Raw genomic sequence first — 21,939 nt, 5'->3', positions numbered from 1 at the left:
GTCAGTGAGCTTGTCGCCCTTCGACAGGCTCAGGGCCCGTGCCCGGGCCGTTGACAGTCTCATGGACCGTAGGCTCAGGGACCGGTGACAGCGTTCGTCGAGGGCGGGGGAGCGATCGCGCTGGCGATGAATCCGATGGGCCCGTCGACGACCTGACCTGACGCATCACGCTTGGCACCGGACTCCGGCAGGACGCGAGGCGCCCCGTCGACTCCGACGGCGTGTGCCGGAGCGGATCCCACCCAGGCGACGGAGATCTGGTCCTCGCCCTTCAGGAAGCGCTGCGCACGCACCCCGCCGGTCGCGCGACCCTTCGGCGGGAACTCGGTGAAGTCGGAGACCTTCGCGCTGCCCGTGTCCGTCCCAGCGAGGGTGAGCGAGCTCGTCGCGACAGTGACGACGACGATGTCGTCCGCCGGCATGACCGCGGAGAAGGAGATCACACGAGCCTTCCCGGCCAGGTTGATCCCGGCCATGCCGCCTGCCGGGCGTCCCTGCGGACGAACGGAGGAAGCGGGGAAACGGAGGAGTTGGGCGTCCGAGGCGACGAAGACGAGTTCCGCGTCGTCGCCGAGCTGCGCCGCACCGACGACGTGGTCGCCGGTCTTCAGACCGATGATCTCGAAGTCGGGCTTGTTCGGCCAGTCGCCCGGAGTGACCCGCTTCACGACACCGGACGCGGTCCCGAGGACGATGGGGTCCGAGGATTCCAGCGAGACGATCGAGAGGATGCGCTCCTCGCGGTTCGGCAGCCCGAGGTACTCGGCGATCTTCACGCCTGCCGACAGCTGTACGGACGCCGTGGGGACCACCGGCAGGTCGACGGGGGAGAAGCGGATGAGGCGCCCGAGGCTCGTGACCGCGCCGAGCTCCGTGCGGCTCGTCGTGTCGATCATGCTCAGGATGGCGTCGTGCTTCGTCCGTCGTCCGTGCCGCGGCTCCGGACCGTCCTCGGCGAGGTCGACCCGCAGGATGCGTCCTGTCGCGCTCAGGTAGACGCGGCACGGGGCGTCGGCGACTTCGAGCACCGGTGCGTTCTTGCTCCGCGAATTGGCGGCGATGCTCGGTTTCGCGCTCGTCAGCATCGTCCGGCGGGGAGTGCCGAAGCGCTCCGAGACGTCTGCGAGTTCGTCGGACACGACGACGCGGATGCGTGCCTCGCTGCCCAGGAGGGCTTCGAGTTCGGCGATCTCGGCCTGCAGTTTGTCGCGCTCGGCCTCGAGTTCGATGCGGGAGAACTTGGTGAGGCGGCGCAGTCGCAGCTCGAGGATGTACTCGGCCTGCAGTTGCGACAGGTCGAAGACGTCGATGAGCCGGACGCGTGCCTGTTCGGAGTCGTCGCTCGCACGAATGACTTGGATGACCTCGTCGATGTCGAGGATCGCGATGAGGAGGCCCTCGACGAGGTGCAGCCGTTCCTTGCGCCTGGCGAGACGGAACGTGCTGCGTCTCGTGACGACGCTGATGCGGTGCGCCACGTAGACCTGGAGGAGTTCGCGGAGGCCGAGGGTCTGGGGTTGGCCGTCCACGAGGGCGACGTTGTTGATGCTGAACGAGTCCTCGAGCGGCGTGTACCGGTAGAGCTGTTCGAGCACGGCTTCGGGGGAGAAGCCCGTCTTGATGCCGATGACGAGCCGGAGCCCGTTCGTGCGGTCCGTGAGGTCCGTGACGTCGGAGATCCCACTGAGCTTCTTGTTGTTGACGCCGTCCTTGATCTTCTCGATGACCTTCTCCGGTCCGACGAGGTAGGGCAGTTCGGTGACGACCAGTCCCGTCTTGCGGGCGGTGATGCTCTCGACGGTGACCTTCGCGCGCGTCTTGAACGCGCCGCGGCCCGTCGAGTAGGCGTCGCGGATGCCGTCGAGCCCGGCGATCGTTCCGCCGGACGGGAGGTCGGGGCCGGGGACGTACTCCATCAGCTCGTCGAGCGTCGCGTTGGGGTGGGCGATGAGGTGTCTGGCTGCACCGATGACCTCGACGAGGTTGTGGGGGGCCATGTTCGTCGCCATGCCGACCGCGATGCCGCTCGCACCGTTCACGAGGAGGTTGGGGAACGCCGCGGGGAGGACGGCGGGCTGCATGAACTGGTTGTCGTAGTTGGGGACGAAGTCGACGACGTCCTCGTCGAGGTCCTCTGTGAGCGCCATCGCCGTGGCGTCGAGCCGTGCTTCCGTGTACCTGGGTGCGGCCGGACCGTCGTCGAGGGACCCGAAGTTGCCGTGACCGTCGATGAGCGGCACGCGGAGGGTGAACGGCTGGGCCAGGCGCACGAGGGCGTCGTAGATGGCCGTGTCGCCGTGCGGGTGGAGCTTGCCCATGACCTCCCCGACGACGCGTGCGGACTTCACGTGCCCGCGGTCCGGGCGGAGGCCCATCTCGGTCATCTGGTACAGGATGCGTCGTTGCACTGGCTTCAGGCCGTCTCGGGCGTCCGGGAGGGCGCGCGAATAGATGACGGAGTAGGCGTACTCGAGGAACGAGTTCTGCATCTCGGAGGAGAGGTCGACGTCCTCGATCCGCTCGCCGCTGGGTTCGACTGGCTCGGTCTGCTGTTTGCGCGTCATTCCGGGATCTCTGATGGTGGTTCTACGGAGGGGTCCGGGCATGCGCGCGCTTGCTGTGCGAGACTTGGCCCGATGACCACCATGCTACCGACGGTGAATCCGCAGACGCGGAGCCTTGCCGATGTGCTCCCGGATTGCCTCGCCACCGTCACCGGATCGCCCGGGCCCTCATCATCCGTCGACCACGCGATCGTCGTGCTCGTCGACGGTCTCGGCGCCGCCAATCTGCGGGCCAGGAGCGCCCACGCGCGCTTCCTCGCTCCGCAGCTGACGGCCGCGACGACGACGGTTTCGGCGTTCCCCTCGACGACCGCCGCGGGCATCGCCACGCTCACCACGGGGACGCTCCCAGGCAGGCACGGCCTCGTGAGCTACCGTGCGAGGGACGTCGACAACGATCGTGTCGTGAACCAGTTGACCGGGTGGGACGACCGCATGAGACCGCTCGAGTGGCAGCGTGAGGCGACCGTGTTCGAACGGGCGAGGGACCTCGGCGTCGCTTCCTTCGTCGTCGGACCGGAGCGGTACCGTTCCTCGGGGTTCACCGGGGCCGTCCTGCGCGGCGCCGAGTACCGTTCGGGAAAGAGCATCGCTGACCGGCTCGATGAGGTCCGTCGCGCCGTCGCCCAGGCGAAGACGCCGACGATCAGCTACGTCTACGTGCCTGAACTCGACCAGACCGCCCACGAGTACGGCTGGGAGTCGGGCCGCTGGTCCGGGTTCCTCGAAGAGCTCGACGGGGACCTCCGTCAGTGGGCGTCACGACTTCCCGGTCGCACCGGAGCATACGTCACCGCCGACCACGGCGTCGTCGACGTCCCGCGCTCCAGCCAGGTGCTCTTCGACGAACGGCCGGAGCTCGTCGACGGCGTCCGGCACATCGGCGGGGAGCCGCGATGCCTCCACCTCTACCAGGACGCCGCCACGACGCCGCAGGCACGGGCCGATCTGGCTTCCCGCTGGCTCGACGCGGAGGGTGAACGCTCCTGGGTCGCGACCCGTGAGGAAGCGATCGACCACGGCTGGTACGGCGACGTCGACCCGGCCGTCCTGCCGCGCATCGGCGACGTCATCGTGGCGGCCCGCAAACGCATCGCCTACTACGATTCGAGACCCGCCGACCAGGGCGCGCGCGGCATGATCGGACAGCACGGTTCGCTGACCGACGAGGAACGTCGCATCCCGCTCATCGGCCTGGGCGCCTTCGCCTCCTGAGTCGGTCCGCCCTGCACGCGCAGTGGCGGCTGACACAGCTTGAGGGCGGTGCCCGCACGACGAAACGCCGGGTCCTGGGAGGACCCGGCGTTTCGTCTCGAGGGGATGCTCGGTCAGACCGGGTCGTCGTCCGATTTGGCGCCGAAGACGATTTCGTCCCATGAGGGCATCGATGCGCGCCCCTTGCGCTGCTTGCCGCTCGACGGCGCAGCGGTCTCCTCGCTCTGCGAGGGAGCCGGGTGGTTCGTCTCGAACTCCGCCGTGTCGAAGACGGACAGCGCGCCTCCGGGACGGTCGTTCGGGTGCACCGGGGCGGTCGGCGTCTCATCGACGACGGTGGGAGCCGCTTCCCGCTCGCCGCGACGCTTCCGCAGCGCCTCCAGGAGGTCAGCGGTCTGGTTCGGCTGCGAGGACACCTCCGCCTCGCGGTTGATGGCCGCCTGCGTGGCCGCCTTCGACGAGGTGCCGCGACCGAAGGACACGTCGGACATCATGGGCGGGTCGGCCTGACGGACAGGCTCCGGACGGAAGCCGTCGGACAGATCGGTGTCGATCGTGAACGCACCGCTGTCGAAGCGTGAGGTGTCGGGGCCCGAATCGGTCAGGTCCACGGCGCGCAGGCGAGGAATGAGCCCTGCCGGCATGTCGCCCTGGCGGGACAGCGTGGTGGCTTCGCTGCCGATGGGGGTCAGTGCGAGCTTCTTCGGCTCGAAGGCCCAGCGCGCGTCGTGTTCGACCTGCTCGGCGTTGAAGGCGAGCTTGACGATCCAACCGCCCTCCGCTTCCTTCCAGCTGGTCCAGCGTTCGCCCGTCGCGCCGAGCTTCTCGAGGCGCGCGCGGATGACGCTGCCGAAGGTCGCTTCGGCGTCGTCTGCGGTGCCGTCGGTCGTCGGCAGCACGGCGACGCCGAGGGCGGTGCCCACGATGTGCTCGCGCTCGGCGATGACGGGACCCTCGAACCGCTGCACGTACTCGAGCGACGCGCCGGTCACCGCGGAGACGTCCTCAGCTGAGAGTCCGCCTCGGATGTGCGCCTGTACCTCCCGGGGACTGATCTTCACCGCGGTGCCAGGTGTCGTGCCGACGGGCTTGGCCCGACGCAGATGCACGTGGAAGGAGTCGTCGACGATGAGACGGAACTCCTCTTCGTTCTGATTTGCCACGATCAGAGCTCCGAGCTCTGCTCCGACTACCTTCAAATCCTGCATGATGAGTTGCCTTTCAGCGGGCCACGTGATGTACCAACGTTCTCACGGAAGTGGCGCATATCCGGGGAATAGACCGGGCGTGCCGTCAGTTGCACGCAGAGGTTCCGCCTCCCCTGAGAAAAGCGGTTTGCTATTCATGCGGAACTGATGCAAACTGTGCCCGCCGATTTTGTTCCGGCGGCATCGAGAAGTGGATAGGCATGGCAACTGATTACGACGCTCCCCGCAAGACTGACGACGATTCCGAGTCGATCGAGGCACTGAAGGAGCGCGTTCCGGACAAGCTGTCCGGCGTCGTCGACAACGAGGACGCCGACAACCCGGGTGGCTACGACCTCCCGGGTGCCGACCTCTCGGACCTCGACCTCGACGTGGTGGTTCTCCCGCCTCAGGCGGACGAGTTCACCTGCGTGAACTGCTTCCTCGTGAAGCACCGCTCACAGCTCGATCACGACACGAAGCTCGGCCCGATCTGCGCGGAGTGCGCAGCTTAGGCAGCTTCCTTGGCGGCCGCGATCGCGGCCGCCAGTCGATCCGGGTACCGGGTCGACAGCAACCAATACGGAGTGGGGTCGTCGTCGTCAACGACGGCGACCTTCACCATCGGCGACACCCATCCACGGATGAGGAGCCAAGCGCGGGCGTCCAGACGGGGCCCGCGTTGTTGTTGGGCCTCCACCCCCACGTACTCGGTCGTCTCTCCGACACGGTCGATGGGGATCGACGCCTTGCCGGCGCGGAGCGTGTCCGCGGTGACCTCGATGCGAGGGGCCGCGATGAGCGCCAGGCCGACGCATCCGCCGTACAGCACCACCGCCCCGATGACCCCTGCGGCGAGTGACACCGGGGCGAGGACGAGCATCGTCGCTGGAATGACCAGCGCGAGTGCGGCGAAGACCCAGAAGCTGGGCCAGAGTGTTTCACGGTAGGGCTGCATGTATGCCTTGTCTCAGAGTTCTGCACTACCCTCGATTCGTGACCGAAAGCGTTGACGTACTCATTATCGCGCCGGAGATCCCCGGCTACGCACACCCGGGCGACGCCGGGGCCGATCTCCTCTCGAGCGAGGACCTCGTCCTGGAGCCCGGGGAGCGCGCCCTCGTTGGGACCGGCGTCTCCATCGCCCTCCCGGACGGCTTCGCCGCGTTCGTCGTACCTCGCAGCGGACTCGCAGCAAAGCACGGCATCACGGTCGTGAACTCGCCCGGAACGGTCGACGCCGGTTATCGCGGCGAGATCAAGGTCACGCTGCTGAACACCGATCGGAGCGCCGCGTACTCGATCTCCGCCGGCGACCGCATCGCCCAGCTCATCATCATGCCCGTGGCACGGGCGAGGTTCATCCCCGTCGAGAAGCTTCCGGGCAGCGATCGGGGAGCCGGGGGCTTCGGCTCGACCGGCACCAGTGCGTTCACGACGAACGCCGGACAGACAGGAGTCATGGCATGAGCGATCTCGAAGACCTTCCCGAACTGGACACGGACGCGGAGCTGCCCGACGAGGACAAGTCGGCGCCCGAGGATCGTGAGACCGACGGCCCGTTCGATGAGAGCGAAGCGAACCCGGTCCGTCCCTACATCGACCTCGGGGGAGTGAAGGTGCTCCCGCGCGAAGGCCTCAACCTCCGCCTCGAGGTGGAGGAGACCACCAAGCGCGTCGTCGCCGTCGGCCTCGACTACGCGGGTTCCACGCTCCAGGTGCAGCCGTTCGCCGCGCCTCGCTCCACCGGTCTGTGGCACGAGACGCGTGCTCAGATCGCCGAGCAGATCGCCGGTCAGGGCGGCAAGGTGACCGAGAAGGACGGCGACTTCGGTCCGGAACTCATCGCAGAGGTCCCCTCAGGCGGATCGGCAGCCGCCGGCGCCACGCACATCGCCCGCTTCATCGGCGTCGACGGCCCCCGCTGGTTCCTCCGTGGCGTCGTCGCGGGTGAGGGCGCCGTCAAGCCAGAGGCCGCCGCGCTCGTCGACGACCTGTTCCGCAGCCTCGTCGTCGTCCGAGGCACAACCCCCATGCCGCCGCGCGAACTCATCCCGCTGCGGATGCCGACCGCCACGAGCGCGTAAGGAGCGTCGGTGACGAACGACCACCCCGAGGACGCGTCGCGACCCGTCTCGCACGGTGAGCCGAGCGGCGAGGCCAACCACTCCGCGTCGCGGCCCGATGAGCGGACCGCCTCGCCGTCGGCCTCCACGTTCGGTGAGGCGTTCAGCAAAGCGGCGAAGAATTCAGGGCTGGCGCCGCTCGCCTCCGGCGACGCGCCCACGGGCAAGGCGCTCCTCTCGGCGATGGGTGGCATCCGCGGGCTCGTGGAAGCGATCCTGCCCGGCCTCGTCTTCCTGGTCGCCTACTCGCTCACGAGAGAGCTCGTCCCGTCGCTCATCGCCCCCGTCGTCATCGGAGTCGGGTTCGCCGTCGCGCGGCTCGTGCAGCGGCAGTCGCTCACGCAGGCGATCGGCGGCCTGCTCGGCATCGCACTCTCGGCCGTCCTCGCGCTCCTGTCCGGCCGCGCGGAGGACTACTACGTCCCCGGGTTCTGGACGAACGGTGCCTACGCCCTCGGCCTCCTCGTGTCGGTCGTCATCGGCTGGCCCGTCGTCGGCCTCATCGCCGGCTACCTCCTCGGCGGCGGGACGTCCTGGCGTTCGCACCCCGGACAGCGTCGTGCCATGCGGTGGCTCACGCTCGTGTGGGCGGCCATGTTCGTCGCCCGTCTCGTGGTCCAGCTGCCGCTCTACTACAGCGGCAACGTCGAGGCGCTCGGCGCGACGAGGCTCCTCATGGGCATCCCTCTGTACGCACCGCTCCTCGTGCTCAGCTGGCTCGTCGTTCGCGCCGTCTTCCAGAAGCCGGCCGCCGCGAACGCCGCCGACGCCGCGTAGCCTCTGGACCCGGCCGGTACTCGTCCCTGCGTCGGGAACGGCCACCTGAAGCTGCTAGAATTGTCTTGACATCAAGATACTTGCGTGGCAATGGGTCGAAGACCCGAGTCTCGCGTGTTGTTAGGTATGCCTTGCTAGCCGCGGAGCGGTCCGCCGCAGCAAGATTGACACCACGGCACGTGTGCATCCGCCGGCGCCAATGAAGGAGAAGACATCATGTCTACGGTGAACAGCTTCGGGGCGAAAGACACCCTGACCGTCGGTGGGACCGACTACGAGATCTATCGCATCGACACGGTTGCCGGGCACGAGAAGCTCCCGTTCAGCCTCAAGGTCCTCCTCGAGAACCTGCTCCGCACCGAAGACGGCGCGAACATCACCGACGCGCACATCCGCGCCCTCGGCGAGTGGGTCCCCACTGCGGACCCCGACACGGAGATCCAGTTCACGCCCGCCCGTGTGGTCATGCAGGACTTCACCGGCGTCCCCTGCATCGTCGACCTCGCCACCATGCGCGAGGCCGTCGAAGCCCTCGGCGGCGACGCCAACAAGATCAACCCGCTCGCACCGGCCGAGATGGTCATCGACCACTCCGTGATCGCCGACCTCTTCGGCAGCGAGAACGCCCTCGAGCGCAACGTCGAACTCGAGTACGAGCGCAACGGCGAGCGGTACCAGTTCCTCCGCTGGGGCCAGACCGCGTTCGACGACTTCAAGGTCGTCCCGCCCGGAACCGGCATCGTGCACCAGGTCAACATCGAATACCTGGCCCGCGTCACCATGACCCGCGAGGTGGGCGGCGTCCTCCGCGCCTACCCCGACACCTGCGTCGGCACCGACTCGCACACGACGATGGTCAACGGCCTCGGCGTGCTCGGCTGGGGCGTCGGCGGCATCGAGGCAGAGGCGGCCATGCTCGGCCAGCCCGTCTCCATGCTCATCCCGAAGGTCGTCGGCTTCAAGCTCTCCGGCGCGATCCCCACGGGCGTGACCGCGACGGACGTCGTCCTCACCATCACGCAGATGCTGCGCAAGCACGGCGTCGTCGGCAAGTTCGTCGAGTTCTACGGAGCAGGCGTCGCTCAGGTGCCGCTCGCCAACCGCGCCACCATCGGCAACATGAGCCCCGAGTTCGGCTCGACCGCCGCGATGTTCCCGATCGACGACGTCACGCTCGACTACCTGCGCCTCACGGGTCGCAGCGACGAGCAGATCGACCTCGTCGAGGCGTACTCCAAGCAGCAGAAGCTCTGGCACGACCCGGAGACGGAGCCCGTCTTCAGCGAGTACCTCGAACTCGACCTCTCCACGGTCGTCCCCTCGATCGCCGGCCCGAAGCGTCCGCAGGACCGCATCGAGTTGAGCGACGCGAAGGGCCAGTTCGAGCGCGACCTCAACGACTACGCATCGGTCGAGCACGACATCGTCGACCTCGTCGGAGCGGGATCGTTCCCCGCCTCGGACCCCGCGGGCACGACGCCGCAGGACGAGGACGAGAACAACCACCACCACCACTCGCACAAGAGCCACGCGCCCACCACGGTGTCGAAGCCGACGGCCGTCTCGCTCTCGAGCGGCCAGGACTTCACGCTCGACCACGGCGCGGTCGCGATCGCCGCCATCACGTCGTGCACCAACACCTCCAACCCGTCCGTCATGCTCGCGGCTGGCCTCCTGGCCCGCAACGCCAGCAAGAAGGGCCTGAAGGCCAAGCCGTGGGTCAAGACGACCCTCGCGCCCGGCTCCAAGGTCGTCACCGACTACTACGAGAAGGCCGGTCTCACCGCCTACCTCGAGGACCTCGGCTTCTACACGGTCGGCTACGGCTGCACCACCTGCATCGGCAACTCCGGTCCGCTGCTCGAGGAGATCTCGACCGCTGTCCAGGACAACGACCTGGCCGTCACCGCCGTGCTGTCCGGCAACCGCAACTTCGAGGGCCGCATCAACCCCGACGTGAAGATGAACTACCTCGCGAGCCCGCCGCTCGTCATCGCCTACGCCCTCGCAGGTTCGATGAACTTCGACTTCGAGGTCGACGCGCTCGGTCAGGACACCGACGGCAACGACGTCTTCCTGAAGGACATCTGGCCCGACGCCGCAGAGGTGCAGGACACGATCGACTCCTCGATCAACAAGGAGATGTTCACGCACGAGTACAACGGCGTGTTCGACGGCGACGAGCGCTGGCGTTCGCTGTCCACCCCAGAGGGTGCGACGTTCGAGTGGGACGCGAAGTCGACCTACGTCCGGAAGCCCCCGTACTTCGACGGCATGACGATGGAGACCACCCCGGTCTCCGACATCGTCGGCGCCCGCGTCCTCGCGAAGCTCGGCGACTCCGTCACGACCGACCACATCAGCCCGGCCGGCAACATCAAGGCCGACAGCCCCGCCGGTCGCTACCTCGATGAGCACGGCGTGGAGCGCAAGGACTACAACTCCTACGGCTCGCGTCGCGGCAACCACGAGGTCATGATCCGCGGAACGTTCGCGAACATCCGCCTGAAGAACCAGCTCCTCGACGGCGTCGAAGGCGGCTACACGCGCGACTTCACCCAGGCCGACGCCCCGCAGTCGTTCATCTACGACGCGTCGCAGAACTACCAGGCCGCCGGCACTCCGCTCGTCATCTTCGGCGGCAAGGAGTACGGTTCCGGTTCGTCGCGCGACTGGGCGGCGAAGGGCACGAGCCTCCTCGGCGTCAAGGCGGTCATCACCGAGAGCTTCGAGCGGATCCACCGGTCGAACCTCATCGGCATGGGCGTCGTCCCGCTGCAGTTCCCCGCAGGCGAGAGCTGGGCATCCCTCGGCCTCGACGGCACCGAGGTCGTCTCGATCTCCGGCATCGAGGAGCTCAACAACGGTGTGACCCCGAAGACGGTCAAGGTCGTCGCCACGCCGAGCGAGCACTCGCCCGCTGGCAAGGAGACGATCGAGTTCGACGCGGTCGTCCGCATCGACACGCCCGGTGAAGCCGATTACTACCGCAACGGCGGCATCCTGCAGTACGTGCTGCGGAGCCTCGTCTAAGGACGGGCAGCTCACCCGATGCTCTGACGGAGGGCCGGATCCAGCTCGACTGGGTCCGGCCCTCCGGCGTTCGTCGGACGGAGCGCCGAGCGGCGTGCAGACTCGCGTGCCGACGGCGCTTCACGTGCATAGCAGGCGCTTCGACGCCGCGCCACGGGCACGCCCGTGGAGGACGAACGCGTAGACTCGAACGAGGCCGAACGGCCGATCGGAGGGACGACAGGGTGACACTACTCGAGCATGTGAACGGCCCGCGCGACCTCGACGGGCTCTCGATCGAACAGCTCGAGCAGCTGGCATCGGAGATCCGCGCGTTCCTCATCTCCAACGTCTCGAAGACGGGCGGGCACCTCGGCCCGAACCTCGGCGTGGTCGAGTTGACGATCGCCATGCATCGCGTCTTCCACTCGCCCCAGGACCCGATGGTCTTCGACACGGGGCACCAGTCGTACGTCCACAAGCTCCTCACGGGCCGTCAGGACTTCACGCAGCTGCGCACGCGCGGCGGGCTCGCCGGGTATCCGCAGCGCTCCGAGTCCGTGCACGACATCGTCGAGAGCTCGCACGCGTCGAGCTCGCTCAGCTGGGCGGACGGGATCTCGCGCGCCTTCGAGATGACGGGCCAGAAGGAGCGACACGTCGTCGCGGTCGTCGGCGACGGCGCGCTCACGGGCGGCATGACGTGGGAGGCGCTCAACAACATCAGCGACGACAACACGCGCAACCTCGTGATCATCGTGAACGACAACGGCCGCTCCTATGCGCCCACCATCGGCGGGATGGCACGCTTCCTGAGCGACGTCCGCACCCGTCGCACCTACGGCAAGCTCCGCGAGAGCAGCCAGCGCGCGTTCAGCATGTTCGGTGCTCCCGGTCGCGCGCTCTACCGTGGGGTCCGGGGAGGAACGCACGGCTTCCTCGCACGCCTCACGAACAACGAAGCGCTCTACTCGAACCTCGACATCAAGTACATCGGCCCGGTCGACGGTCACGACCTCCACGCCATGGAGGAAGCGCTGACCCAGGCGAAGCACTTCGGTGCCCCCGTCATCGTCCACACGATCACCGAGAAGGGTCGCGGATACCAGCCCGCGCGCGATGACGCCGCGGACCAGTTCCACGCCGTCGGGAAGATCGACCCGGAGACGGGCGAGCCCGTCGGTTCGTCGTCGAAGCCGTCCTGGACGAGCGTGTTCAGCGACGAGATGGTGTCGATCGCCGACGACAACCAGCGCGTCGTGGGCATCACCGCCGCGATGCTGCGACCGGTCGGGCTGTACGACTTCGCCGAGAAGTACCCGGAGCGTGTCCATGACGTCGGGATCGCGGAGCAACACGCGTTCACCTCGGCCGCAGGGCTCGCCTACGGGGGACTCCACCCCGTCGTCGCCGTCTACGCGACCTTCGTGAACCGCGCCTTCGACCAGCTCCTCATGGACATCGCGCTCCACAAGGCCGGGGTCACGATCGTCCTCGACCGCGCTGGAGTGACGGGCCCGGACGGCCCGAGCCACCACGGCATCTGGGACCTCGCCGTCCTCCAGGTCGTACCGGGGATCCGCATCGCGGCGCCCCGCGACGGATCACGCCTCCGCGAGGAACTGCGCGAGGCCGTCGCCGTCGACGACGCACCAACGGTCATCCGGTTCCCGAAGGGCAACGCCGCCGCCGACATCGAGGCTCTCGAGCGTCTGCACGACGGCACCGACGTGCTGCACCGCTCGGAGCGGAACGACGTCCTGATCGTCGCCGTGGGGCCGATGGCGCCCATCGCGCTCGACGTGGCAGCCAGACTCGAACACCAGGGGATCGGCGCGACCGTCGTGGACCCGCGCTGGGTGGTCCCCGTGCAGGAGTCGATCATCACCCTCGCCGCGGAACACCGGCTCGTCATCACGATCGAGGACGGCATCCGTGTCGGCGGCGTCGGCACGCGCATCCGTCAGAGCCTGCGCGAGGCAGGTGTGGACACTGCCGTGGACGAGCTGGGTCTCCCCGACGAGTTCATCGACCACGCGTCACGCGAGCAGATCCTGGAGGACACCGGGCTCTCCGCGCAGCAGATCGCCCGCGATGTCGTGGCGCAGGTGCTCGGTTCGCGCATCCCCGTTGCCCGCCCACTGCCCGAGGACGCTGAGGGCGCTTCCCACTATCCCGCGGAGTCCGAGCGTTCAGAGTCTTCGCGCGACTGACCGGCAGGCGTGCCGATCGCATAGCGGAGCTCGACGGCGCCACTCGGGAACGGCGTCGTGCCCACGAGCCGGTAGGCGTCATCGATCTCGCGCAGTGGCAGGAGCGGTTTGCCCTCACCGAGCACGACCGGCATGACGGTGAGCCACAGTTCGTCGAGCGCGGCCGCGGCGGCGAACTGGGCGGCAACGGGCCCGCCGCCGACGATCCAGACGTCCTTGCCTCCTGCGGAAGCATCGATCCGCGCCAGCAGCCCACCGACGTCGCCCTCGACGAACGTCACGTTCGCGCCTTCGATGGCCTCGAGCTCGCGGGTCGTGAGGACCCAGACCGGAAGCTCCCCGTAGCTCCATGCATCCGGTCCCGAGGCGCGAATGAACTCGTAGGTGGCAGAGCCCATCACGAGTGCACCGATCCGGGCGAAGAACGCGTCGTAGTGCTCCTGGAACTCTTCGAAACCGAAGCGGAGGAGCCAGTCGAGATCGTCCTCGGGAGTTGCGATGAAGCCGTCGATCGAGCTCGCGACGGAGTAGATCCTGTTCGTCATGCGGCGACGGTACCCGAGACCACAGACAACGGCCCGCTGCGAGCCAGGTGAAGCCGACCGCGAACGCTTGACCTGGAGTGCGCTCGAAGTCGTATCGTTGCCGACATGACCTCAACCGAATCCGCTGTCGCTCCGGCCTCCGAACCGGCGCCGGATGAGCGCTTCGCGATCTCCGACGTCGCCGCGCGGACCGGCCTCAGCGTGCACACGCTGCGGTACTACGAACGAACCGGACTGATGCCGCGGCCCATCGACCGCGCATCGTCGACGCACCGGCGGTACACCGAATCCGACATCAACTGGGTGATCTTCCTCACTCGGCTGCGGTCGACAGGCATGCCGATCGCTCGCGTCCGCGACTACGCCGAACTCGCCAAACGGGGCGACGACACCGCGGAGGCCAGACTCGAACTGTTGTTGCGGCACCGGATCGCGTTCGTGGCGAAGCTCGAGGAGATGCAGCACTCGCTCGAGGTCATCGATCACAAGATCACCCTCTACACGGAACAGGTGGCACACCGATGAAACACATCACGCTCGGCTCGAACGGACCGGACATCGCACGGATCGGCCTCGGCTGCATGGGCATGTCCGCGTTCTACACCGGCGCTGGGACGGACGACATCGCGTCGACCGCCACCATCCACCGCGCCCTCGACCTCGGGGTCACGTTCTTCGACACCGCCGAGATCTACGGGCCGTACACCAACGAGGAGCTCCTCGGGAAGGCCCTTGCCGGCCGACGCGACGAGGTCACCCTCGCAACAAAGTTCGGCACCATCCGCCACACGACGGACAACGAGCGGGGGTCCGACGGCAGCCCGGAGAACGTGCGGCTGTCCATCGAAGGCTCCCTCAAGCGCCTCGGCACCGACTCCGTCGACCTCTACTACCTGCATCGCGTCGATCCGGGAACGCCCATCGAAGACACCGTCGGTGCGCTGGCAGAGCTCGTCACGGAGGGCAAGATCCGGCACATCGGACTGTCGGAAGCCTCGCCGGAGACGATCCGTCGCGCCCACGCCGTGCACCCGATCACCGCGCTCCAGACCGAGTACTCGCTCTGGAGCCGTGAGCCGGAGGCGGAGATCCTTCCCACCGTGCGTGAGCTCGGCATCGGCTTCGTCCCCTACTCGCCGCTCGGTCGCGGCTTCCTCACAGGAGCCATCCGATCCCTCGACGCGCTCGACGAGAGCGACTTCCGCCGGGCGAACCCGCGATTCGAGGGCGAGAACCTGCGTGCGAACATCGCCATCGTCGAAGAGGTGGACGTGGTCGCGGCATCGATCGGAGCCACTCCGGCACAGGTCGCGCTCGCGTGGCTGCTCGCGCAGGGCGACGACATCGCGCCGATCCCCGGCACGAAGCGCATCAGCTACCTGGAGGAGAACCTCGGAGCCGACGAGCTCGTCCTCGGGGCGGAGCAGTTGGCGAAGCTCGACGCGTTGAGCGCTCCCGTCGGCGACCGCTACGCAGACATGTCGCCGCTCAACCGCTGACCTCGCCGGCCGCTCCGTCCCCTTCGCCAGGTCATTGTTCGCCCGCCCGGACGCCCTCCGGTGACTGAGCCTGTCGAAGCGCCAACTCCAACGAGCACAACTCCTTCAATTTCGACTGGGTGCCGAGCCACATCCGCGGAATCCCGCGGGTGCGCCCATCGCCGAGCACCGGATTGAAGGAGTTGTGCTCCTCCGTCCTTCGACGGGCTCAGGGACCGCTGGCTGGGGACCGGGGTGGGGCCGGGGCGCACGGAAACGGCCGTGGCCGATGCGCATGCATCGTGCCACGGCCGTTTCCGTGCGCCCAGAGAACGCTAGATGTTCTCGACCCCGCGGATGGGCGGGTGGTGGAACGTGTCACCGAATACCCGCTCGCTCGCGCCGACGCGGTCCAGGTACGGCGTCGCGCCGCCGTCCTGGAACGGCCACCCGGCCCCCAGGATGAGGCCGAGATCGATGTCCTCAGCGGCTGCGACGACGTTCTCATCGAGCATGAGCTTGATCTCCGCTGCGAGACCATCCTCGACGCGGCGCAGGATCTCGGCCTCGGTGAGAGGCGATTTCCCGACCGTCAGGACCTTCTGGGCCTGCTTCGTGAAGCCCGTGACCTTGCCGCTCTTTTCCTTCTCGACGACCGAGTCGAGGTCGGCGAGCCGGTGCAGGTTGTCCGAGGCGAAGAAGCGGTCCGGGAACTTCCCGACCATCGTGTCCTGGACGTGCGCGGCGACCTTCCAGCCGACGAGGTCGATGAGTTGGAACGGTGTCATCGGCAGTCCGATGGGTGCGAACGCCTTCTCGACCGTGAGCAGCGGGGTGCCCTCGTCGAGTGCGTGCGCCGCTTCGCCCATGACTTTGGCGAGGAGGCGGTTCACGATGAAGCCGGGTGCGTCCGCGGTGAGGATCGCGCTCTTCTTGAGCTTCGCAGCCGTCGCGAACGCCGTCGCGAGCGTCTCATCGTCCGTCTTCGGTGCCTTGACGACCTCGAGGAGCGGCATCACGGCGACCGGGTTGAAGAAGTGGAAGCCGACCAGACGCTCGGGGTGCTGCAGCTGCGCGCCGATCTCCTCGACAGAGAGCGACGAGGTGTTCGTCGCGAGGACGGTCGTCTCGGACACGTACTGCTCGACGTCGGCGAAGACGGCCTGCTTGACGCCGACCTCCTCGAACACGGCCTCGATGACCCAGTCGCAGTCCGCGAAGTCGGCCTTGTCGGTCGTGCCGGACAGGAGCGCCTTCAGCCGGTTCGCCTCGTCGGGGGAGACCCGTCCCTTGCCGAGCAGCGTGTCGATCTCGCCGATGATGTGCGCAATACCCTTGTCGACGCGTCCCTGGTCGAGATCGGTGATGATCACGGGGACCTGGAGCCGGCGGAGGAAGAGCAGCGCGAACTGGCTCGCCATGAGGCCGGCGCCGATGATGCCGACCTTCGTGACGGGTCGGGCGAGTGAACGGTCAGGAGCTCCGACCGGACGTTTCGCACGCTTCTGGACGAGGTCGAAGGCGTACATGCTCGCCTGGAACTGGTCACCCGCGACGAGAGCGGAGAGTGCTTCGTCCTCGCGTTCGAACCCCTGCTCCTTCGTACCGCTGCGGGCGGCCTCCAGGAGGTCGAGGGCTGCGTACGGCGACTTGGCGACGGTACCGATCCGGCTCTCGAGCATCTTGCGCGCCGTCGAGATGGCGATGGGCCACTTGATCGTGCGCTCGACCTTGCCTGGGACGTTCTTCCGTTCGACCTTCACGCCGCCGAGCACGCCGTCGGCCCACTTCAGGGAGTCCTCGAGGAAGTTCGCGGACGGGAAGATCGCGTCCGCGATACCGAGTTCGAAGACGTCCTTGGCCTTCAGCATCCGGTTGTTCTTCAACGGGTTCGAGATGACGACGTTGAGCGCGTTCTCGATGCCGATGAGGTTCGGCAGCAGGTACGCGCCGCCCCAGCCGGGGATGAGGCCGAGGAAGACCTCTGGCAGTGCGACGGCCGGCGCGGAGGCGTCGACCGTGCGGAAGTCGGCGTTCAGGCCGATCTCCAGGCCTCCGCCGAGCGCGAGTCCGTTGATGAACACGAACGTGGGGACGCCGAGCCCGTCGAGCTTGCCGAGGACGTGGTGGCCCAGTTGGGCGAGTTTGCGCGCCGCAGCCCGTGAGGGGACGTCGCCCACTTTGCTGAGGTCTGCGCCGGCAGCGAGGATGAACGGCTTGCCCGTGATGGCGACGCCGTCGATCTCGCCGGCCGTCGCGCGCTTGCGGAGGCCTTCGAGCACGCCGTCGAGTTCGAGCAGCGTCACGGGGCCGAGGGTGTTCGGACGTGTGTGGTCGCGACCGTTGTCGAGGGTGACGAGCGCGATGGTGCGGCCGCTCGGGACGGTGACGTCCTTGACGAAGGAGTGGGTGACGACCTCGTCCTCGGACAGAGCGAGGAGCTCCGAGAAATCGATCGTGGCGTAGTCGGTCATCACTTCTTTCCCTTCTTGCCGGTGAAGTACGGGTTCTCCCAGATGACGGAGCCGCCCTGGCCGAGGCCGACGCACATGGCGGTCAGGCCGTAGCGGACCTCGGGGTGCTCCTGGAACTGGGCGGCCAGCTGGATCATCAGGCGCACGCCGGATGCTGCGAGCGGGTGGCCCATCGCGATGGCGCCGCCCCACTGGTTGACGCGCGGGTCGTCATCGTCGATGCCGAAGTGGTCGAGGAACGACAGCACCTGCACGGCGAATGCCTCGTTGAGCTCGAAGAGCCCGATGTCGTTGATCGTGAGGCCGGCCTTGCGGAGCGCCTTCTCGGTCGAGGGGACGGGGCCGAGGCCCATGATCTCCGGCTCGACGCCGGCGAACGCGAAGCTCACGAGACGCATCTTCGGCGTGAGGCCGAGTTCCTTGGCGGCAGCAGCACTCGACAGGAGGCTGACGGTCGCACCGTCGGTGAGCGGCGAGGCGTTGCCTGCCGTCACCCGGCCGTGGGGGCGGAACGGCGTCTTCAGGCCGGCGAGGCCCTCCATCGTCGTCTCCGGCCGCAGACCCTCATCGCCGGTGGCGAGGCCCCAGCCCGCTTCGCTGCGGAGTGCGACGGGCACGAGGTCGTGCTGGATCTTGCCTGCGGCGTATGCGGCGGCGACCTTCTGCTGGCTGCGCATGCCGAAGCGGTCGGACCGCTCCTTCGTGAGCGACGGGAAGCGATCGTGGATGCGCTCCGCGGTCTTGCCCATGTTGAGCGCGTCCTCGCTCACGAGGCGTTCGGCGAGGAAGCGCGGGTTGGGGTCGGCGCCGAAGCCCATCGGGTGGCGGCTCATGTGCTCGACGCCGCCCGCGAGGACGAGGTCGTACGCGCCGAAGGCGATGCCGCTGCCGAGCGTCGTGACCGAGGTCATCGCCCCAGCGCACATGCGGTCGATGGCGAAGCCGGGAACCGACTTGGGCAGTCCTGCGAGGAGCGCGGCCGTGCGGCCGAGCGTCAGGCCCTGGTCGCCCTGCTGCGTCGTGGCCGCGATGGCCACCTCGTCGATGCGCTCCTTCGGGACGGACGGGTTGCGCTCGAGCAGGCCGATGATGGCCTTCACGATCAGATCGTCCGCTCGGGTGTTCCAGTACATGCCCTTTTCGCCGGCACGTCCGAACGGGGTCCGGACTCCATCCACGAATACGACGTCAGCTTGTTCGGCCACGTTGCCTCCTCTAATCGGCTTTCGAGGACGATACTAGAGGGGCCGACTGACCGGGTGTCCGCGTGGTGCGCTTCCTACGAAGGGTCTTCCTCTGACTCCACCTGCGGTTGGGCGGAATCGACAAAGGCATCGGCGATCGTCTGTGCAGTTGCTTCAATCTGCCACGGTCGCGCGTCGTAGGTTCTGAGGACGTCGGCGATCGTCTCAGCGGTGATCGTCGCCGGGGGAGTCCAGGACACGCGGCGAAGCGTCTCCGGCGTGAGGACGTTCTCGACGGGCATGCCGATCTCCTCGGCGATGGCGGTCACGCGAGCACGCGCCTCCGTGTACCGCGCGTTCGCGTCTGGATTCTTGTCAGCCCAGCTGCGTGGTGGAGGGAGCGTGTCGCTGGCCGGACGGTTGACGGGGAGGTCCTCCGTGGTCTGGCCCTCGGTGATCGCCGCCCACCAGACGTCGACGTCCGTCCGGCTCGTGCGTCCACGGAACTCCTTGATGGCGAGGAGCTCGCGTTTGGTCGGCGGGTTCACCTTCGCGGCCGCCGTGAGGGATGCATCGGGAATGAGTCGGCCCGGAGCGGTGTCACGGGCTCGAGCGAGCGCGTCGCGTGCCAGCCAGAGCTCACGGGCCACAGCGAGATTCCTGAGCCCCCTGATGGCGTGCACGCCGGACAGACGGCGCCACGGCTCGGCACGCGGAGCCTTGGTCTCCCGCGCGAGGGTCGCGGCGAACTCCTGGCGCGCGATCTCCGTCTTGCCCGCTTCATCGAGACGCTGGACGAGGCCGTCGTAGACGTCCACGAGCAGTTCGACGTCGAGGGCGGCGTATTCGAGCCAGGAAGCAGGCAACGGCCTCGTGGACCAGTCCGCGGCCGAGTGCTCCTTGGCGAGGTGGATGCCGAGCAGTTCCTCGACGACGGCGCCGAGACCGACGCGGGGGAGTCCGAGCAGGCGGGCTCCGAGCTCCGTGTCGAAGACCTCGGACGGATCGACGCCGACCTCGCGCAGGCATGCGAGGTCCTGGCTCGCCGCGTGCAGGACCGACACCTCGCCCTGGATCAGCTCGCCGAGCTCCGCCATCGAACCGATGGCAGGCGGATCGTAGAGGAAGACGCCCGCGCCGCGGCGGAAGACCTGGATGAGGTACGCACGCTGCGAGTAGCGGTAGCCGGACGCGCGTTCCGCGTCGAGCGCGAACGGGCCGGTTCCGGCGGCGAGGACCTTGAGCGAGTCGAGGTAGGCCTCGCGGGTGTCAGTGACGGCTCGTACCGTCGGAACCGCATCGATGGCGGGTTCAGTCACGTTGAGCTCGTTTCAGTGAGAGCAGGGTTACCCCTTCACTCGTCGGCGGGAGGCCGGCGAGCATGCACAGCAATTCTCCCCAACCTTCCACGTGGGAGGCAACTTGGTTGTCCAGCGGCGTCCAGGACGCGCGCAATTCGATCTGCGCTCCGTCGCCCTGGCTCGCCAGCTCGCCGAAGCCGCTCGAGATGATCTTGGTGGCGGTGCCGGAAGCGGCCGTGTAGTTCGCGCCGCGCGCGTCGAGGGCGTCGACGAGCCACGACCACGCCACCTCAGCGAGGAACGGATCGAGTCCGATCTCCGTCTCGAGCGGTGCCTGCGCGAAACACACGACGCGGAAGCGCCCGCCCCAGGAATCGGAGCCGTCTGGATCGTAGAGGAGGACGAATCGTCCCGTTCCGAGCTCGGAGTCCGCATCGTGCCGCGTCGGCGAGACGTTTGCAGCGAACGCGATCGCATACGGCGCGAGGTTGTTGGGTGCGGGGATCTCGAGCATCTGCAGCTCGGGCCTCGCGGAGGCTGCACGAACGGAGTCCACCGCGTGTGCGAACTCTTCGGGAACCTTCGCCGTCATCGGTCTGTCTGCCACGTGTGAAGACTAGAGTTACATCCCGATGAAACCGCAGAGGCACGCCGATCACGTCAGGGGGCGCAGACCCGGCAGCGCTCGCATCACCACGGCCGTGGCGTTGACGGGCCTCGGGGTCGTCGTCGCGTCCGCCGCGGCAGGAGTGGCGCTCATCGGAGCGGTCGCCAGGAAGGTCGTCGTCCCCGCCCGAGACCGGCCGAGTGAAGCCCGCATCCTGCGACTCGACCTCGACAACCGGCTCGTCGAGCTCGTCGCGACGCCCGACACCGTGGTCCCCGGTCGATACGGGAGCTGGGTCGCCAGGCGGGCGGCGTACGTCCAGCTCGGCGACATCGTCGAGACCACTGACACGTCCGTCGTCAGAACGCTCCTCGGTGGAGATCTCGACGCCCTGCGCGTCGGGCAGGAGTCGGAGTTCAGCGGGTGGTTCTTCCGCCGGCCGGAAGACCTGCCGATCCCGTACACGGACGTCGTCGTCGACACCGATCTCGGCCCCGCGCCCGCGTGGCTCGTGCATCCGGAGTCCGGACCGTCGACGAAGTGGGCCGTCCTCGTGCACGGCCGCGGGACGACGCGATCGGAAGCCCTCCGCGCCGTTCCGACGTTCCGAGCCGCCGGGTACTCGTGCCTCCTCGTGTCGTACCGGAACGACGGCGATGCGCCCCCGACTCCCGACTACCGGTACTCGCTCGGCGACGAGGAGTGGCGCGACGTGGACGCCGCCATCGCGTTCTCGCGGGAGCACGGCGCGGAGGACATCGTGCTCATGGGCTGGTCGATGGGCGGAGCGATCGTCCTCCAGGCCTCGCGCCGGACGAGCCACCCGGAACTCATCCGAGCAGTCGCCCTCGACTCGCCCGTCATCGACTGGGTCGACGTCCTCCAGCACCAGGCCAAGGAGAACCGCATCCCGAGCCTCGTCGGGCGAGTCGCACTGCTCGCGATCAGCCGCAACTGGGGTCGCCTGCTGACGGGGCAGGCGACGAGCATCGACCTCGCCAGGCTGAACTACGTGGCGAACGCCGGCGACCTCGTGCTGCCGATCCTCCTGATGCACAGCGATGACGACGGGTACGTGCCGTCGGGACCGTCACGTGCGCTCGCGAAGGCGCGGCCCGACATCGTGACGTTCGTGCCATTCCGGATCACCCGGCACACGAAGCTGTGGAATTACGATCCGGAACGATGGAGTGCGGCCGTCGCGGACTGGCTCGAGGAGCTCGTCCCTCTGCCGGAGGGGCGCTGAGCGCGGATCC

At 67.9% G+C, this 21,939-nt stretch carries 18 protein-coding genes; 10 read left to right on the top strand and 8 right to left on the bottom strand.

Annotated elements, in window-relative coordinates; all coding sequences use genetic code 11:
- Positions 1-74: 74 nt before the first annotated feature.
- The gene (locus ACQ3HB_RS16355; protein ID WP_430921384.1) at positions 75-2,564 is read right to left on the bottom strand and encodes a DNA gyrase/topoisomerase IV subunit A; all 2,490 of its coding nucleotides are present in this window, start codon (positions 2,562-2,564) and stop codon (positions 75-77) included.
- 72 nt (positions 2,565-2,636) lie between these two features.
- On the opposite strand from ACQ3HB_RS16355, the gene ACQ3HB_RS16350 reads away from it, so the two are divergent.
- Entirely contained in the window at positions 2,637-3,779 is a 1,143-nt protein-coding gene (locus tag ACQ3HB_RS16350; RefSeq protein ID WP_430921382.1) for an alkaline phosphatase family protein, read from the top strand.
- 113 nt (positions 3,780-3,892) lie between these two features.
- Here the strand turns inward: ACQ3HB_RS16350 and sepH are convergent, their stop codons facing one another.
- Entirely contained in the window at positions 3,893-4,987 is a 1,095-nt protein-coding gene (gene sepH, locus ACQ3HB_RS16345; RefSeq protein WP_430921380.1) for a septation protein SepH, read from the bottom strand.
- Between the two features lie 200 nt (positions 4,988-5,187).
- Here sepH and ACQ3HB_RS16340 point away from each other — a divergent pair, with 200 nt between their 5' ends.
- Positions 5,188-5,481, top strand: coding sequence for a DUF4193 domain-containing protein (locus ACQ3HB_RS16340; RefSeq protein WP_430921379.1), 294 nt, complete (start codon positions 5,188-5,190; stop codon positions 5,479-5,481).
- Here the strand turns inward: ACQ3HB_RS16340 and ACQ3HB_RS16335 are convergent.
- Positions 5,478-5,924, bottom strand: a complete 447-nt coding sequence (locus tag ACQ3HB_RS16335) for a DUF3093 domain-containing protein (RefSeq protein ID WP_430921377.1) — start codon at positions 5,922-5,924, stop codon at positions 5,478-5,480. The two genes, ACQ3HB_RS16340 and ACQ3HB_RS16335, sit on opposite strands and share 4 nt — an antisense overlap.
- A gap of 38 nt (positions 5,925-5,962) precedes the next feature.
- Between ACQ3HB_RS16335 and dut the strand changes: the two genes are divergently transcribed.
- The 5 genes from dut to dxs all read left to right on the top strand — a co-directional run bounded on the left by dut (position 5,963) and on the right by dxs (position 13,094).
- Positions 5,963-6,436 carry a dUTP diphosphatase gene (dut, locus tag ACQ3HB_RS16330; protein WP_430921376.1) on the top strand — a complete coding sequence of 158 codons (474 nt, stop codon included), beginning with the start codon at positions 5,963-5,965 and terminating at the stop codon, positions 6,434-6,436.
- Positions 6,433-7,053: a DUF3710 domain-containing protein gene (locus ACQ3HB_RS16325; RefSeq protein ID WP_430921374.1), complete on the top strand. Its 621-nt coding sequence runs from the start codon at positions 6,433-6,435 to the stop codon at positions 7,051-7,053. The genes dut and ACQ3HB_RS16325 overlap by 4 nt, the downstream gene beginning before the upstream one ends.
- 9 nt (positions 7,054-7,062) lie before the next feature.
- On the top strand, positions 7,063-7,869 hold the full coding sequence (locus ACQ3HB_RS16320; RefSeq protein ID WP_430921372.1) for a DUF3159 domain-containing protein: 807 nt from the start codon (positions 7,063-7,065) through the stop codon (positions 7,867-7,869).
- Positions 7,870-8,085: 216 nt separating this feature from the next.
- Positions 8,086-10,902 carry an aconitate hydratase gene (locus ACQ3HB_RS16315; RefSeq protein WP_430921370.1) on the top strand — a complete coding sequence of 939 codons (2,817 nt, stop codon included), beginning with the start codon at positions 8,086-8,088 and terminating at the stop codon, positions 10,900-10,902.
- A 224-nt stretch (positions 10,903-11,126) separates the two neighbouring features.
- Positions 11,127-13,094 carry a 1-deoxy-D-xylulose-5-phosphate synthase gene (gene dxs, locus ACQ3HB_RS16310; RefSeq protein WP_430921368.1) on the top strand — a complete coding sequence of 656 codons (1,968 nt, stop codon included), beginning with the start codon at positions 11,127-11,129 and terminating at the stop codon, positions 13,092-13,094.
- Here the strand turns inward: dxs and ACQ3HB_RS16305 are convergent.
- On the bottom strand, positions 13,052-13,639 hold the full coding sequence (locus tag ACQ3HB_RS16305; RefSeq protein ID WP_430921366.1) for a dihydrofolate reductase family protein: 588 nt from the start codon (positions 13,637-13,639) through the stop codon (positions 13,052-13,054). The genes dxs and ACQ3HB_RS16305 overlap by 43 nt on opposite strands.
- A 105-nt stretch (positions 13,640-13,744) precedes the next feature.
- Between ACQ3HB_RS16305 and ACQ3HB_RS16300 the strand changes: the two genes are divergently transcribed.
- A complete protein-coding gene (locus ACQ3HB_RS16300) occupies positions 13,745-14,164 on the top strand; it encodes a MerR family transcriptional regulator (RefSeq protein ID WP_430921364.1) in 420 nt (139 codons plus the stop codon).
- Positions 14,161-15,138, top strand: a complete 978-nt coding sequence (locus ACQ3HB_RS16295; RefSeq protein ID WP_430921362.1) for an aldo/keto reductase — start codon at positions 14,161-14,163, stop codon at positions 15,136-15,138. Before ACQ3HB_RS16300 ends, ACQ3HB_RS16295 begins: the two co-directional genes overlap by 4 nt.
- Before the next feature lie 314 nt (positions 15,139-15,452).
- Here ACQ3HB_RS16295 and ACQ3HB_RS16290 read toward each other — a convergent pair whose 3' ends face one another.
- The 4 genes from ACQ3HB_RS16290 to ACQ3HB_RS16275 form a co-directional block, all read right to left on the bottom strand.
- A complete protein-coding gene (locus ACQ3HB_RS16290) occupies positions 15,453-17,591 on the bottom strand; it encodes a 3-hydroxyacyl-CoA dehydrogenase NAD-binding domain-containing protein (protein WP_430921360.1) in 2,139 nt (712 codons plus the stop codon).
- Positions 17,591-18,796 (bottom strand): thiolase family protein, encoded by a 1,206-nt coding sequence (locus ACQ3HB_RS16285; protein WP_430921358.1) that lies wholly within the window; start codon positions 18,794-18,796, stop codon positions 17,591-17,593. The genes ACQ3HB_RS16290 and ACQ3HB_RS16285 overlap by 1 nt, the downstream gene beginning before the upstream one ends.
- Positions 18,797-18,870: 74 nt before the next feature.
- Positions 18,871-20,094 carry an HRDC domain-containing protein gene (locus ACQ3HB_RS16280; protein WP_430921356.1) on the bottom strand — a complete coding sequence of 408 codons (1,224 nt, stop codon included), beginning with the start codon at positions 20,092-20,094 and terminating at the stop codon, positions 18,871-18,873.
- Positions 20,087-20,683, bottom strand: a complete 597-nt coding sequence (locus ACQ3HB_RS16275; protein ID WP_430921355.1) for a DUF3000 domain-containing protein — start codon at positions 20,681-20,683, stop codon at positions 20,087-20,089. The genes ACQ3HB_RS16280 and ACQ3HB_RS16275 overlap by 8 nt, the downstream gene beginning before the upstream one ends.
- A 25-nt stretch (positions 20,684-20,708) precedes the next feature.
- Between ACQ3HB_RS16275 and ACQ3HB_RS16270 the strand changes: the two genes are divergently transcribed.
- Positions 20,709-21,929 carry an alpha/beta hydrolase gene (locus ACQ3HB_RS16270; protein WP_430921353.1) on the top strand — a complete coding sequence of 407 codons (1,221 nt, stop codon included), beginning with the start codon at positions 20,709-20,711 and terminating at the stop codon, positions 21,927-21,929.
- Positions 21,930-21,939 lie beyond the last annotated feature (10 nt).

Origin of the sequence: Plantibacter lichenum, assembly GCF_050587525.1 — a bacterium.
In the GTDB taxonomy this organism is placed as follows: Bacteria; Actinomycetota; Actinomycetes; order Actinomycetales; family Microbacteriaceae; genus Plantibacter.
Note: the sequence above shows the minus strand (reverse complement) of the source record. Positions and strands in the feature narration are given on the sequence as shown.